The 13735-nt window shown below is 71.2% G+C and carries 16 protein-coding genes; 5 read left to right on the top strand and 11 right to left on the bottom strand.

Annotated elements, in window-relative coordinates; all coding sequences use genetic code 11:
- Positions 1–49 precede the first annotated feature (49 nt).
- From BHU15_RS11305 to sigE, 4 genes are all read right to left on the bottom strand, one after another.
- Positions 50–526 (bottom strand): sec-independent translocase, encoded by a 477-nt coding sequence (locus BHU15_RS11305; RefSeq protein WP_069627061.1) that lies wholly within the window; start codon positions 524–526, stop codon positions 50–52.
- A gap of 126 nt (positions 527–652) precedes the next feature.
- Positions 653–2413: a S1C family serine protease gene (locus BHU15_RS11300; RefSeq protein WP_069627060.1), complete on the bottom strand. Its 1761-nt coding sequence runs from the start codon at positions 2411–2413 to the stop codon at positions 653–655.
- A 90-nt stretch (positions 2414–2503) separates the two neighbouring features.
- Positions 2504–3376, bottom strand: a complete 873-nt coding sequence (locus BHU15_RS11295) for an anti-sigma factor family protein (protein WP_069627059.1) — start codon at positions 3374–3376, stop codon at positions 2504–2506.
- On the bottom strand, positions 3373–4131 hold the full coding sequence (gene sigE / locus BHU15_RS11290) for an RNA polymerase sigma factor SigE (protein ID WP_171908355.1): 759 nt from the start codon (positions 4129–4131) through the stop codon (positions 3373–3375). The genes BHU15_RS11295 and sigE overlap by 4 nt, the downstream gene beginning before the upstream one ends.
- A gap of 142 nt (positions 4132–4273) precedes the next feature.
- On the opposite strand from sigE, the gene BHU15_RS11285 reads away from it, so the two are divergent.
- Positions 4274–4939 carry an O-methyltransferase gene (locus BHU15_RS11285; protein ID WP_031229677.1) on the top strand — a complete coding sequence of 222 codons (666 nt, stop codon included), beginning with the start codon at positions 4274–4276 and terminating at the stop codon, positions 4937–4939.
- Positions 4940–5033: 94 nt separating this feature from the next.
- Here the strand turns inward: BHU15_RS11285 and BHU15_RS11280 are convergent, their stop codons facing one another.
- Complete coding sequence (locus tag BHU15_RS11280) at positions 5034–5201, bottom strand: DUF3117 domain-containing protein (protein ID WP_003966491.1); 168 nt, start codon at positions 5199–5201, stop codon at positions 5034–5036.
- A gap of 324 nt (positions 5202–5525) precedes the next feature.
- Here BHU15_RS11280 and chcB point away from each other — a divergent pair, with 324 nt between their 5' ends.
- The gene (gene chcB / locus BHU15_RS11275) at positions 5526–6326 is read left to right on the top strand and encodes a 2-cyclohexenylcarbonyl CoA isomerase (protein ID WP_069627058.1); all 801 of its coding nucleotides are present in this window, start codon (positions 5526–5528) and stop codon (positions 6324–6326) included.
- 38 nt (positions 6327–6364) lie between these two features.
- Here the strand turns inward: chcB and BHU15_RS11270 are convergent, their stop codons facing one another.
- Both BHU15_RS11270 and BHU15_RS11265 read right to left on the bottom strand, forming a co-directional pair.
- On the bottom strand, positions 6365–6967 hold the full coding sequence (locus BHU15_RS11270; protein WP_069627057.1) for a DNA-3-methyladenine glycosylase I: 603 nt from the start codon (positions 6965–6967) through the stop codon (positions 6365–6367).
- On the bottom strand, positions 6967–7317 hold the full coding sequence (locus BHU15_RS11265) for a DivIVA domain-containing protein (RefSeq protein WP_023538861.1): 351 nt from the start codon (positions 7315–7317) through the stop codon (positions 6967–6969). Before BHU15_RS11265 ends, BHU15_RS11270 begins: the two co-directional genes overlap by 1 nt.
- A 124-nt stretch (positions 7318–7441) precedes the next feature.
- On the opposite strand from BHU15_RS11265, the gene folP reads away from it, so the two are divergent.
- Positions 7442–8314, top strand: a complete 873-nt coding sequence (gene folP, locus BHU15_RS11260) for a dihydropteroate synthase (protein WP_069627056.1) — start codon at positions 7442–7444, stop codon at positions 8312–8314.
- A 59-nt stretch (positions 8315–8373) separates the two neighbouring features.
- Here the strand turns inward: folP and BHU15_RS11255 are convergent, their stop codons facing one another.
- Together BHU15_RS11255 and dapE are read right to left on the bottom strand one after the other, a co-directional pair.
- Positions 8374–9123, bottom strand: coding sequence for an LOG family protein (locus BHU15_RS11255; protein WP_023538863.1), 750 nt, complete (start codon positions 9121–9123; stop codon positions 8374–8376).
- A gap of 124 nt (positions 9124–9247) precedes the next feature.
- The gene (gene dapE, locus BHU15_RS11250) at positions 9248–10339 is read right to left on the bottom strand and encodes a succinyl-diaminopimelate desuccinylase (RefSeq protein ID WP_069627055.1); all 1092 of its coding nucleotides are present in this window, start codon (positions 10337–10339) and stop codon (positions 9248–9250) included.
- Positions 10340–10433: 94 nt separating this feature from the next.
- Here dapE and BHU15_RS11245 point away from each other — a divergent pair, with 94 nt between their 5' ends.
- Positions 10434–11399, top strand: a complete 966-nt coding sequence (locus BHU15_RS11245; protein ID WP_069627087.1) for a hypothetical protein — start codon at positions 10434–10436, stop codon at positions 11397–11399.
- Between the two features lie 287 nt (positions 11400–11686).
- Positions 11687–12127, top strand: coding sequence for a hypothetical protein (locus BHU15_RS11240; RefSeq protein WP_023538866.1), 441 nt, complete (start codon positions 11687–11689; stop codon positions 12125–12127).
- Positions 12128–12208: 81 nt separating this feature from the next.
- On the opposite strand, the gene dapC is transcribed toward BHU15_RS11240, so the two are convergent.
- Together dapC and fdxA are read right to left on the bottom strand one after the other, a co-directional pair.
- Complete coding sequence (gene dapC, locus BHU15_RS11235; RefSeq protein WP_069627086.1) at positions 12209–13303, bottom strand: succinyldiaminopimelate transaminase; 1095 nt, start codon at positions 13301–13303, stop codon at positions 12209–12211.
- Between the two features lie 87 nt (positions 13304–13390).
- Positions 13391–13717, bottom strand: coding sequence for a ferredoxin (fdxA, locus tag BHU15_RS11230; protein ID WP_023538868.1), 327 nt, complete (start codon positions 13715–13717; stop codon positions 13391–13393).
- Positions 13718–13735 lie beyond the last annotated feature (18 nt).

The following is a 13735-nucleotide window of genomic DNA, read 5'->3' as shown; positions in this document are numbered from 1 at the left end:
CGATCCCGCCGGATCGGGAGCGCGAACCGGCGGGATCGCACGACCCGCTCTAGGTGGCGTCGGCGTCGAACGGCGGGCGATCGGCCTGCTGGGGCTTCTCGGGCTTCTTGAGCAGGTCAGAGGTGCCGGACGGGCTCTTGGTCAGGCTCGGCGCCGTGCTGTCAGCCGTACCGCTGTCGCTGCTCGCGGTGTCGTCGTTCCGGCCGTGGACCGAGTCCGCGACGTCGTTGATCTCCTTCTTGAGGTTGAAGCTGCTGCGGATCTCCTTCAGCCCCAGATCGTCCTCGTGCTCCGACAGCTGCTTTCGGACAAACTTCTTGGGATTGAGGTCCTCGAAGTCGAAGTCCTTGAACTCGGGTCCCAGCTCGGAACGGATGTCCTCCTTGGCGTTGTCGGAGAACTCGCGCACCTTGCGGATGAAACGGGAAACGTCCTGGATGACCTTGGGCAGCTTGTCCGGGCCGAAGACGAGCACGGCGAGAATCACGAGCGTCACCAGCTCAAGCGCGCCTATGTCATTGAACACCTAGCTGCTCCTTGTGTTCTCCGTGCCCGCAGGCGAGACCTCGTCGGCCTGGCCTGTGAAGGGGCGAGGCCCGGGCCGCTCCACGGTACCCGGCGGACCTGGCCGGACGGTACCTTCATTCGACACTCACCTGCCTTCCGCGCTGCCGAGGACCAGAGTCATGGTCTGCTCTTTACCTCCGCGAGTCAGTGTCAGCTCCAGTTCGTCACCTGGGCGGTGGGAACGGATCTTCACGATCAGCTCCTCGCCGCTGTGCACCCGCTGGCCGTCCACCTCGGTGATGATGTCGCCGGTCCTGATGCCCGCCTTCGCGGCCGGGCCGCCTTCCTCCACCGACGGTCCGCCGTCGGCGCTCTTGGCGCCGACCTTGGCGCCGTCGCCCGTGTACTCCATGTCGAGCGTGACACCGATCACGGGGTGCGACGCCTTGCCCGTGTTGATCAGCTCTTCGGCGACGCGCTTGCCCTGGTTGATCGGTATGGCGAAGCCGAGCCCGATGGAACCGGCCTGGGCGCCGTCCGGCGTACCGCCGCCGTCGGCGCCGCGGATCGCGCTGTTGATGCCGATGACCTGGGCCTTCGAATTCACCAGCGGGCCACCGGAGTTGCCGGGGTTGATCGGGGCGTCGGTCTGGAGGGCGTCGACGTAGCTGACGTCGCTGCCGTCGCCCTTCTCACCGCCGGCCGTGATCGGGCGCTCCTTGGCGCTGATGATGCCCGACGTGACGGTGTTCTGGAGGTCGAAGGGCGCGCCGATCGCCACGACGGGGTCGCCGACCTGGACGTTGTCCGAATTGCCGAGCGGCAGCGGCTTGAGTCCGGAGACCCCGGTGACCTTCACGACCGCCAGGTCGTAGCCGCTGTCCTTGCCGACGAGCTTCGCCTTGGCGGTCTCGCCGCCGCTGAAGGTGATCGAGATGTCGCCGGACTCGCCGGCCGGGTCGACCACATGGTTGTTGGTCAGGATGTGGCCCGTGCGGTCCAGGACGAAGCCGGTGCCGGTGCCCTGTTCGCCGCCGCCGCTGACATGGAGGGTGACGACGCTCGGCAGGGCGCTGGAGGCGATCCCGGCGACGCTGTCGGCCGGGCGGCCTCCGCCGTCGTTGCCGGCCTGCGGCAGTTCGACGCTGGTGAGGCCGCCGTTGCGCTCGATGTACGCGCCGACGCCGCCACCGATGAGGGAGGCGCACAGGGCGAGGGCCAGGGCGCCGACGAGGCCGATGCCCCGGCGCTTCTTCCGGGGCTCGCCGGGGTCGGGGTACGAGAGGGTGCCCTGCTGCCCGGGGGTGCTCCAGGGGTCGTACTGGAGCCACTGGGTGGGCTGCTGGTGCTGGGGATGAGGCTGGGGCTGCTGATGCGCGTGCGGCGGGGGCAGCTGCTGGGCGGCCTGCGTCGGGACGCCGTAACCGGACGTCGACTGCGACTGCGGCTGCGGATGTGGCTGGGCCGCGGGCTCGGGCATGGGCTGCTGCCCGGTGTAGTGCTGCGGCGGGATGGGGGTGCCCTGGGCCGGGGTGGGCACCGGTCGCTGCACGGGCGGCGCGGGCGCCCAGGGCCCCGGGCCGCCGTAGGGCGGTGTGCTGTAAGGGTCGGGCTCGTGCAGCGGCTGCGGACGGCCCTGTGCGGCCGTGCCCGCTTCCGTACCGTCCGGGGTGTCCGCACCCGTACCCGGGCCGGTCGGCGCGCTCACCGTCGAGGGAGCGCGCTCGGGCGGGGCGAGGACGTGGTCCTCGGGGTCCGGGGGGACTTCATCGGTGACCGGCGACAGTTCCGTCGTCTCCTCTGTGTTCCGGTGCTCCGGTACGCCGGGCTCCCGCGGTATCGCGCGTCCCGATGCCGGGCGGCTCCACCACTTGGCCTTGGGTCCGGTGGGCTTGCCGTCGTCCATGCTCTCCCCGCACCTGCCTCGTCCGTGCCCCGACAAGGGCACCCGTGCAGGGATTCAACCAGGTTTACGAATGTCCGCGCAGGGACCCCGTCACCGACGCTGCGAAAGCGGCGCGCCGGGCTGCGTGGGCGCGGCGAGCTGGGTGGGGTCGGGCGTGGCCGTGGGGGCGGTCGAGCCAGGGTTCGCCGCGAGCTGGAACGCCGTGCCCGTAGGACGTATCAACGGCGCCGCGGGGAAGTGGTTCAGCACCGCCGACTGGAACGGGTGTGGGGTGAGCGGCGCCCGCATCGTGCCGGGGGCGAGCACCGGCGCGCTGTTCACCGACTGCGGAAGAATCCCGCCGCGCTCGCCGCCCTGCCTGCTCCGCGTCCCGTTGCCGGGCGGCGTGGTGGTGGCCCTGGTCAGCGGTGTGATGCCCGCGCCCGTGCCACGGGCGGCCGTGTCGGCGGTGGCGCCCATGGGCAGCGCGCTCAGCGCCATCGCGGCGAACGACACCGCGCTCGCCGCGGCGAAGGCGAACCGCCGGCCGCGCCACGGAGAGCGCTCGGCCTCCGTGCGGCCCACCTCGTGGATCCTGAACCCCGAGCCGGAGCCGGAGGGCAGGGGCGAGGCGTGAGATCCCGCCGGGCGGTAGCCGAAGGCGTCGCTCCGGACGCCGAAGACACCGTTGTTGAACGCCGAGCCGTCGAACGGGCCGGGCGTCCCGTCCTTGTCGTCGTCGGTGGATCCGCCGGGCAGTCCCTGGAGCCGGGCGAGAAAGCCCTCGGACAGCGGCGGGGGCGCCGACTGTGCGAACGCGTTCTTCAGCCTGCGCTGGGCGTCGGCCTCCGCCTTGCACTTGGCGCAGGTCGCGAGGTGTGCCAGCACACGCTCCCGGGCGTCGTGACCGAGCTCCCCGTCCACCAGGGCGGCGAGCCGGTCCCCCAGGTGCTGCTCCGCGGGGGTCGGTCCTGTGCCACTCACGCGAGTCCGCCCTCCCCGGCCACGCTCGCGAACGTGCGCTGCTCGGCCCGGGCCTCGGGGGAACGGTGCGAGAGGGCCTTGCGCAGATGCGAACGGCCGCGGTGGATCCGGCTGCGCACCGTGCCGAGCTTCACGCCGAGCGTGGCGGCGATCTCCTCGTACGACAGTCCTTCGATGTCGCACAGGACGACCGCGGCCCGGAATTCGGGAGCGAGGGTGTCCAGCGCCTGCTGCACGTCCGCGTCGAAGTGGGTGTCGTGGAAGACCTGCTGCGGTGAGGGCTCACGGCTGGGCAGCCGCTCCGCCGCGTCGTCACCGAGCGCGTCGAAACGGATCCGCTGCTTGCGGCGGACCATGTCCAGGAACAGATTGGTGGTGATGCGGTGCAGCCAGCCCTCGAACGTGCCGGGGGTGTACGTCGACAGCGACCTGAAGACCCGGACGAAGACTTCCTGGGTCAGATCCTCGGCGTCGTGCTGGTTGCCCGTGAGACGGTAGGCCAGGCGGTACACGCGGGCGCTGTGCGTGCTGACGATCTCCTCCCAGCTGGGAGGCGTCCACGCCTGCGATTCCGCATCCGATGCGAAGGTCGCCGTAACTGCGGAGTCGGTCGAGCGAGAACGGTCAGCGAAGTTGGTCACGGATTTCGGCTCACCGGCCGACCTGAGAAAGCGCTTGAACGCTCCTCCCCGATCCGCAGGCGCAGCCGCACCTCCCCTATCGACTCTGGTGGTGTCCAGCGGAGCACCTACCATAGCCACCTCGCCCGTTAGCTCCGGATAAGAATCTTTGCCTGAATTTGCGCCTGGTCCCTGGTCTTCATCCATGCGTTCCCCCACGCCTTCATAACGCCCGGTCCCATCAGCGGGTTCCCGCACGCAGCGGATACAGTCACCGGTGCGCCAACTACGGGGACAGGAGAGGGTCATTACCGCCAACCGGCAGACAAGCTGGGCGTTCGCCGACGCTTTTGTCGCCGAGGACGAGGCACTGCGCTGGGCCCGCGACAGGGCCCGGGACATGGGGCTCCGCTCCGTGTCACCGGGCACGGGCGCCGCGCTTCGTCTGCTTGCCGCCACGGCGGACGCCAAGGCGGTCGCGGAGATCGGTACGGGTACCGGGGTCTCCGGGATCTATCTCCTGAACGGCATGCGGCCCGACGGCGTACTGACCACGGTCGACACGGAGCCGGAGCGGCAGCAGTTCGCCCGCGAGGCGTTCCGCGCGGCCGGCTTCACCAACAATCGCGCCCGCTTCATCCCCGGCCGGGCGCTCGACGTACTTCCCCGGCTCGCCGACGGCGGTTACGACCTGGTCTTCTGCGACGGTGACCGGCTGGAGTCCCAGGAATATCTCGCTGAATCGTTGCGCCTGCTGCGACCAGGGGGGCTCGTGTGCTTCGAGGGAGTCTTCGCCAACGGCCGTACGGTCGACTCGGCGGCCCAGCCCCACGAGGTGCTGCGGCTGCGCGAGCTGCTGCGCACGGTCCGCGAGATGCAGGACGAGCTGCTGCCCTCGCTGCTGCCGGTGGGCGACGGGCTGCTCTGCGCCGTACGCCGCTGAGCGGCCGGCGTCCTGGAGAGGCCGACGGCATGAAGCTGCCCCGCCACGGAGGTGTCCGGGGCGGGGCAGCGTGGGAGTGCGCGTTCTGTCCGCGTCAGCCGACGACCTTCTTCAGGGCGTCACCCAGCGCATCCGCCTCGTCGGGGGTCAGCTCGACGACCAGCCGACCGCCGCCTTCGAGCGGAACGCGCATGACGATGCCCCGCCCCTCCTTGGTCACCTCGAGCGGGCCGTCGCCCGTCCGCGGCTTCATGGCCGCCATGCTCGTTCCCCTTCCTGAAACCAGCTCATCGCAGCCGGCGGCCCCATGACAGGCGCTGTGTCACCGGCATCGAACACATTGCTTCCAGGCCATTATCCCGCATGGCGGGACCCGATGACCAACATCGGACGGCATCGCTTGCGCAACGCGCTCTCTCAAAACGACTCAATTCGGCGATCCGCCTGCGATACTTCGCCGCTGTTCACGGCTCCGCGGCCCTGGATTGTTTGACGCAGGTCACATGCCGACCTGCGGTGATCTCCGCCATGCTGGGGCCGGACAGGACAGCGGACAGGCAGTCAGACTCGCGGAGGAGATCCGATCATGGCCGACACGGTGCTGTACGAGGTGAGCGACGGGCTCGCGACCGTCACAATCAACCGGCCCGAGGCCATGAACGCGCTGAACGTCGCGGCGAAGGCCGCCCTGCGGGACGCGCTGCGCACCGCCGGTGACGACCCGGGCGTCCGGGCCGTGCTTCTCACCGCGACCGGGCGGGCCTTCTGCGTGGGGCAGGACCTGAAGGAGCACATCTCCCTGCTCGCGGCCGACGCCGCCGACGGCAGCGGCGGGACCATGAGCACCGTGCGGGAGCACTACAACCCCATCGTGCGGGCCCTGACCGAGATGCCGAAGCCGGTCGTCGCGGGGGTGAATGGGGTCGCGGCCGGGGCGGGTCTCGGCTTCGCGCTCGCGTGTGACTACCGCGTCGTCGCCGACACCGCCTCCTTCAACACCTCGTTCGCGGGGGTGGCGCTGACCGCCGACTCCGGCGTGTCGTGGACGCTGCCCCGGCTGATCGGGCAGAGCAGGGCGGCCGATCTGCTGATGTTCCCGCGCTCGATCACCGCCGAGCGGGCGCACGAGCTGGGGATCGTCAACAAGCTGGTCCCCGCGGCCGATCTCGCGGCGGAGGCGGCGGCGGTCGCGCGCGCCCTCGCGCAGGGCCCCACGCTGGCGTACGCGGCGCTGAAGGAGTCCCTGGCGTACGGCGCCGCTCACTCGCTGTCCGAGACGCTGGAGAAGGAGGGCGAACTCCAGAACCGGGCGGGCGCGTCGCAGGACCACGGGATCGCGGTCCAGGCCTTCATCGACAAGGAGAAGCCGCGCTACGTGGGTCACTGACACCGCCGCCGGGTCGGCCGGCCCGCCGGCCGGTCGGCTCAGGCCGGCGCGTCGGCGAGCTGTCGCCGGACGAGACACCCGGCGAGGTGGTCGTCGACCAGGCCGCACGCCTGCATCAGCGCGTACGCCGTCGTGGGACCGACGAATCGGATACCGCGCTTCTTGAGCGCCTTGGCCAGCGCGGTGGACTCGTCGGTGACCGCCGCGACGTCCCCGATCGTCCTCGGCACCGGGCGCGTCGCCGGGTCGGGGGCGTACGACCAGATGAGGCCGTCCAGCTCGCCGGCGGACCAGCCGGCCAGCTCGCGCGCGTTGGCGAGCGTGGCGTCGATCTTGGCGCGGTTGCGGATGATGCCCTCGTCGGTCAGCAGCCGGGCGGCGTCCGCGTCGGTGAAGGCGGCGACGGCCGGGATGTGGAAGCCGGCGAAGGCCCGGCGGAAGCCCTCGCGGCGGCGCAGGATGGTGATCCAGGACAGGCCGGACTGGAACGCCTCCAGGCACAGCCGCTCGAAGAGCGCGTCGTCGCCGTGGACGGGGCGGCCCCACTCCTCGTCGTGGTACTTGACGTAGTCCTCGGTCGACAGGCCCCAGGGGCAGCGCAGCTCGCCGTCCGGTCCCGCCACCGCTCCGCCGTCGCTCATCACTGGTCCTCCTCGCCCGGGTTCTTGAAGAGGTCGGGCCCGGCGACCGCCGTCGCCTGGGCGCCCGCCAGGCTGGACTCCAGCTCGGCGATCCGCGCGTCGCGCTCGGCCAGCTCGGCGCCGAGCCTGGCCAGCACCTCGTCCACGTCCGCCATCCGGTAGCCGCGGGGGGCGACCGGCAGCCGCAGGGCCTCGATGTCGGCGCGGCCCACCGGGCGGGTCGCCGGCAGGGGGTCCACGAGCTGTTCGCGCGCCGCCTCCGGCAGCACCTCGCGGTCGCCGCCGCCGACCACCGCGAGGGTGACGGCGGCCACCACCACGACCATCGCGATGAGCAAGAACAAGAACACGAGCTTCTCCCCGGGGCCGGATAACGTCCGGTGCCGATGGTGCCATGCGGGACTGACAGTCCGGGACCGGCGGCTAAGGTCGCTGGCGACGCAACGGACGGCGGGAACGGGCGGTGACCAGGGGATGAGCAGCGGCACTCTGCGGCTGGGACGGCGGGAGTTCGACGCGTACGAGCCGGTGGTCATGGCCATCGTCAACCGCACCCCGGACTCGTTCTACGACCAGGGCGCGACCTTCCGCGACCGGCCCGCGCTCGACCGGGTGGAGCAGGCGGTGGCCGAGGGGGCCGCGATCATCGACATCGGCGGGGTGAAGGCGGGGCCCGGTGACGAGGTGACGGCGACCGAGGAAGCGCGCCGTACGGTCGGCTTCGTCGCCGAGGTCCGCAGGCGTCACCCGGACGTGGTGATCAGCGTCGACACCTGGCGGCACGAGGTCGGCGAGGCCGTCTGCGAGGCGGGCGCCGATGTGCTCAACGACGCCTGGGGCGGGGTGGATCCGAGGCTGGCCGAGGTCGCCGCCCGGTACGGCGCGGGGCTGGTCTGCACGCACGCGGGCGGAGCGGAGCCGCGGACCCGGCCGCACCGGATCGCGTACGACGACGTGCTCGCGGACATCCTCCGCGTGACGCTGGGGCTGGCCGAGCGGGCCGTGGAGCTGGGCGTGCGCAGGGACGGGATCATGATCGATCCGGGGCACGACTTCGGGAAGAACACCCGGCATTCCCTGGAGGCGACCCGCAGACTGGGCGAGATGACGGAGACCGGCTGGCCGGTGCTCGTGTCGCTGTCCAACAAGGACTTCGTCGGCGAGACCCTCGACAAGCCGGTGAAGGAGCGGGTGATCGGCACGCTCGCGACGACGGCCGTCTCGGCGTGGCTGGGGGCGCGCGTCTACCGCGTGCACGAGGTGGCCGAGACGAAGCAGGTACTGGACATGGTGGCGTCCATCGCGGGGCACCGGCCCCCGGCGGTGGCCCGCCGGGGACTGGCCTGAGCCGCACTCCTCCGCACGGCCGGGCGGCGTCCTTCGTACGGATGCCGCCACCGGTGCGGCTACTTGCCGGTCTCCTTGGTCACCAGCGCCACCGCCTCGTCCACGTCGTCCGTGACGTGGAACAGCAGCAGGTCCTTCTCGGAGGCCTTGCCCTGCGCCACGACCGTGTCCCGCAGCCAGTCGATGAGACCGGACCAGTACCGCGTCCCGAAGAGGACGATGGGGAAGCGGGTCACCTTGCGGGTCTGGACGAGGGTGAGCGCCTCGAACAGCTCGTCCAGTGTGCCGAGACCGCCCGGCAGCACGACGAAGCCCTGGGCGTACTTCACGAACATCGTCTTCCGGACGAAGAAGTACCGGAAGTTCACGCCGATGTCGACGTGCGGGTTGAGCCCCTGCTCGAAGGGCAGCTCGATACCGAGTCCGACGGAGACGCCCTTCGCCTCCCGCGCGCCCTTGTTCGCGGCTTCCATCGCGCCGGGGCCACCGCCGGTGATCACCGCGAAGCCGGCGTCGACCAGTGCGCGCCCGATCCGCACGCCCGACTCGTAGTCCGGTGAGTCGACGGGCGTACGGGCCGAACCGAACACGCTGATGGCGCTGGGCAGTTCGGCGAGCGCGCCGAAGCCCTCCACGAACTCCGACTGGATGCGCATGACCCGCCAGGGATCGGTGTGCACCCACTCGGAGTCGCCCTCGGTGTCCAGCAGCCGCTGGTCGGTCGTGCCGGGCTGCACCTGGTCCCGGCGACGCAGCACCGGCCCGAGACGCTGCGTGTCCGGCTTCCGTGCTTCCTCAGGACTGCCCATGGACTGCTCCCTCCGCTGCTGTGCCAGTTCTCGGCCAGCGTAGATCCATCGAGGTGACAAACGGCGAAATTCCGGCGGTCGGTCCGGCTCCCCCCGGTGTACCGACCGCCCCGCCGTCGCCTCTTCAGGAGGTCAGCCACTCCCGCAGCCGGTTCTCGCAGTGCGTGATCCGTTCGACGGCCACGTGCTCGTCCCGCTTGTGGGCCAGCAGCGCGTCCCCCGGGCCGTAGTTGACCGCGGGCACCCCGAGCGCGCCGAAGCGCGAGACGTCCGTCCAGCCGAACTTGGGCTGCGCGGTGCCGCCCACGGCCGCCATGAACGCGGCGGCGGCGGGGTGCGAGAGGCCGGGCAGGGCGGCGCCCGAGTGATCGTCCACGACGAACTCCCGGATCCCGCAGTCGGCGAACACCTCGCGCACGTGCGCCACCGCCTCCGCCTCGCCACGGTCGGGCGCGTAGCGGTAGTTGACGACCACGGTGCACGCGTCGGGGATGACGTTGTTCGCCACGCCTCCCTCGATCGCCACGGCGTTCAGGCCCTCCCGGTACTCCAGTCCGTCGATCACCGGGCGGCGTGGTTCGTACGCGGCGAGGCGGGCCAGGATCGGCGCGGCGGCGTGGATGGCGTTGGACCCCATCCAGCCGCGCGCCGAGTGCGCCCGCTCGCCCTCCGTACGGAGGTGGATCCGCAGGGTCCCCTGACAGCCGCCCTCGACCTGCGCGTCGGAGGGCTCCAGGAGGACGGCGAAGTCCGCCTCCAGCAGGTCGGGGCGGGCGGCGGCCACGTGCCCGAGCCCGTTGAGGTCGGCGGCGACCTCCTCGTTGTCGTAGAAGACGAACGTGAGGTCGCGGTTGGGGGCCGGGACGGTCGCGGCGATCCGCAGCTGGACGGCGACGCCCGACTTCATGTCGGTGGTGCCGCAGCCCCACAGGATGCCGTTCTCGTCCAGCCTGGAGGGCACGTTGCCGGCGATGGGCACGGTGTCGATGTGCCCGGCCAGGATGATCCGCTCGGCCCGTCCGAGATCCGTACGCGCGACGACGTTGTTGCCGTACCGCTCGACCGTGAGGTGCGGCAGGGCGCGCAGGGCCTCCTCGACGGCGTCCGCGAGGGGCTTCTCGGTGCCGCTGACGGACGGGATGTCGACGAGCCGGGCGGTCAGCTCCGGGGCGTCCAGCGTGAGGTCGAGCGTGGTTCCAGGCTTCGTTTCGGGCATGGCCAGACCCTACGACGTGGCCGGTACCGGACGGGGTCCGCGGGGTCCGGTCGTACCGGTTCTGGCCGGGCGGCGGGGCCGGTACGGTGTGCCCGTGTCCGAGACCGCCTCCCCTCCTCGCCGTGGCCGTTTTCTCCGCGCCGTGGCCGCGTTCACCGTGCTCCTCGCGGTGGCCGGCTACCTCGTGGTGCGATTCGGCGCCGACGACATCGGCCCGCCGCGCTGCACGGCGCGGGCCGCCGAGCCGTCGGACGGTGAGATCCGCACGTACGAGATGAGTCCGGAGCAGGCGGCGAACGCGGCCACGATCTCTGCGGTCGGCACCACCCGCGGCATGCCCGAGCGGGCCGTCACGATCGCCCTGGCGACCGCTCTCCAGGAGTCGGCGCTGCGCAACATCGACTACGGCGACCGGGACTCCGTCGGCCTCTTCCAGCAGCGGCCGTCGAAGGGCTGGGGCACGGTCGAGCAGATCCTCGACCCCGCGTACTCGGCCGGGCAGTTCTACACGAAGCTCGCCGAGGTGCCGGGCTACTACCGGCTCCCTCTTACGGACGCGGCGCAGCGGGTGCAGCGCAGCGCGTTCCCGCTGGCGTACGCGAAGCACGAGCCGGACGCCACCGTGCTGTCCGCGGCGCTCACCGGCAAGGCCGCCGCGACCCTCACCTGTACGGGCGGAGGCGACGGCGAACCGGGTGACGCGGCGGCCGTACGGGCCGCCCTGACACGCGACTTCGGGTCGAAGGTGCTGCCTGGCGGCGCCGGCAGCGACCCGGGGGCGAAGGTCGCCGAGGCGGGCGGCCAGGCGGGCGGTGAACCGGCCGCGACGACCGGGCCTTCGGAGGTCACCGTGCCGGTCAAGTCCGCCGACAGGGCCCGTAGTTGGGAATTCGCCCACTGGGCGGTGGCGCACTCCGCGGAACTGCGGATCGCGGAAGTCTCCGTAGGAGACCGGGTATGGAGCGTGGCGAAGTCCGGACAGGGCTGGCGGAAGACCGGCGGCGAATCCGGCACCGCGCGACCCGGCGGGAACGACGTCCGTCTGCGTATCGCGCAGTAGTGCGGCGAGGTCACCCGAACGGAGTAGTCGCGGCATATCCGGTCGGCATTGCGCCCACACCTCGGCCGATTCACTCGTCCGGCGTCAAATCCCTTGCGCTAAAGGCGAAGTGACGGTTCGGCAGATCTCCGGGCGGAGGATCCTTTGACCGTTTTTATCCGTAACGGATAATGCGACGCATTGCCAATTCTTTACCCTCGCACACCGCAACCTCAGGTGCCCTTCGAGGGGTTGTCACAGCGTCCGATCGCTGGACACGACAATTCCCTTCCCGTCAAAGGAGCACCATGTCCCTCCCCCTGACCCGTCGGATCGCCCGTGCCGCGCTGCTTATCGCGGCGGGCGCAGCCCCCGTGGTCGGTGCGGCCGGCTCCGCCAGCGCAGCAGCCCTCCCCCAGACCGCCGACCTCGGCAGCGTTTCCCAGCTGGACGGCGCCGCCCTCGGCAACACGCTGGACAACGGCGCCCGCCAGGCGACCGGCATCGCGGGCGAGGTCGGCGCCGAGACGGTTCGCACCTCCGTCCCGGCGGCCGGCGAGACCCTCGGCGGTGTCGCCAAGTCGGCGACCCCCGTCGCGCAACGGGCGGCCGGTGAAGCCGCCGGCGGCGCCGGTCAGGCCCTCGGCGACGCGGCCACGTCCGTCACCGAGAACGGTCTGCCGACGGACTCCCTCGGCAAGGGCCTGCCCACGGACAAGCTCCCGGTCAACACCCTGCCGCTCGGCTGATCGACGCATCCACGAAGGGGCCCGGGGAGTACGTACTCCCCGGGCCCCTTCGTGTTGTGCTTCGGGTGGAACCGCCGGACGTCAGCCGAGCCGTTTGACGGCGGCCTCGACGCGCTCGTCGGTCGCCGTGAGCGCCACCCGTACGAAACGGTCGCCCGCGGGCCCGTAGAAGTCCCCGGGCGCCACCAGGACGCCCAGCTGCGCCAGACGGGCCACCGTCTCCCAGCACGGCTCGTCGCGCGTCGCCCAGAGGTACAGGCTGGCCTCGCTGTGCTCGATCCGGAAGCCGTGGCCCTCCAGGGCCGCGCGCAGGGCGGTGCGGCGGGCCGCGTACCGCGCGCGCTGCTCCGCCACATGGGTGTCGTCGCCCAGCGCCGCGACGGTCGCCGCCTGCACCGGGGCGGGCGTCATCATGCCGCCGTGCTTGCGGATCTGGAGCAGTTCGCCCAGGACGGCCGCGTCGCCCACGAGGAAGGCCGCGCGGTAGCCGGCCAGGTTGGAGCGCTTGGAGAGCGAGTGGACGGCCACGACGCCCTCGTACGAGCCGCCGCAGACGTCCGGGTGGAGTACGGAGACGGGCTCGGCCTCCCAGCCGAGTTCCAGGTAGCACTCGTCACTGAAGAGCAGCACGCCGTGCTCACGCGCCCAGGCGACGATCCGGGTCAGCTCGGCCTTGTCCAGGACCCGGCCGGTCGGGTTCGACGGCGAGTTCAGCCAGAGCAGCCTGAGGCCGGCCGGGTCGAGGTCGGTCGGGTCTTCGTAGGAGACGGGCTCCGCGCCGCACAGCCGGGCGCCCACCTCGTACGTCGGGTAGGCCAGCCGCGGATACGCGACCCGGTCACCGGCGCCGAGGCCGAGCTGGGTCGGCAGCCAGGCGACCAGTTCCTTGGAGCCGACCACGGGAAGGACGTTGGCGTGCGCGACGTCGCGCACGCCCAGCCGCCGTTCGGCCCAGCCCGTCAGCGCGTCGCGCAGCTGGGACGTACCCCACACCGTGGGATATCCGGGCGAGTTCGCCGCGGCGACCAGGGCCCGCTGGATCAGGTCGGGGACCGGATCGACCGGGGTTCCGACGGACAGGTCCACGATGCCGTCCGGATGGGCCGCCGCTGTCGCCTTGTAGGGCTCCAGCTTGTCCCAGGGGAAGACCGGAAGTCGCGAAGAGACTGCGGACACGGTGCTCACTTTCACTTGCCGGTACGACGGGGAAACACCTCGGCCCCGTACGGCGAAGGTTGCCGTACGGGACCGGGGTCGCGCTTGTCAGTCGTTGTGAGGCTGAGGCGGCAGTGCGGCGATGAAGGGGTGGTCACGCTCGATCAGACCGAGCTTGGACGCGCCACCGGGGGAACCGAGTTCGTCGAAGAACTCCACGTTCGCCTTGTAGTAGTCCTTCCACTCCTCCGGAGTGTCGTCTTCGTAGAAGATCGCCTCGACCGGGCAAACCGGCTCACAGGCGCCACAGTCGACGCATTCGTCCGGGTGGATGTACAAGGACCGGGAGCCCTCGTAGATGCAGTCGACCGGGCACTCTTCGATGCACGCCTTGTCCTTGAGATCCACACAAGGCTGCGCGATGACGTAGGTCACGCTGTCGTTCCTCCTCGA

This window comes from Streptomyces niveus, assembly GCF_001723055.1.
In the GTDB taxonomy this organism is placed as follows: domain Bacteria; phylum Actinomycetota; class Actinomycetes; order Streptomycetales; family Streptomycetaceae; genus Streptomyces; species Streptomyces niveus.
Note: the sequence above shows the minus strand (reverse complement) of the source record. Positions and strands in the feature narration are given on the sequence as shown.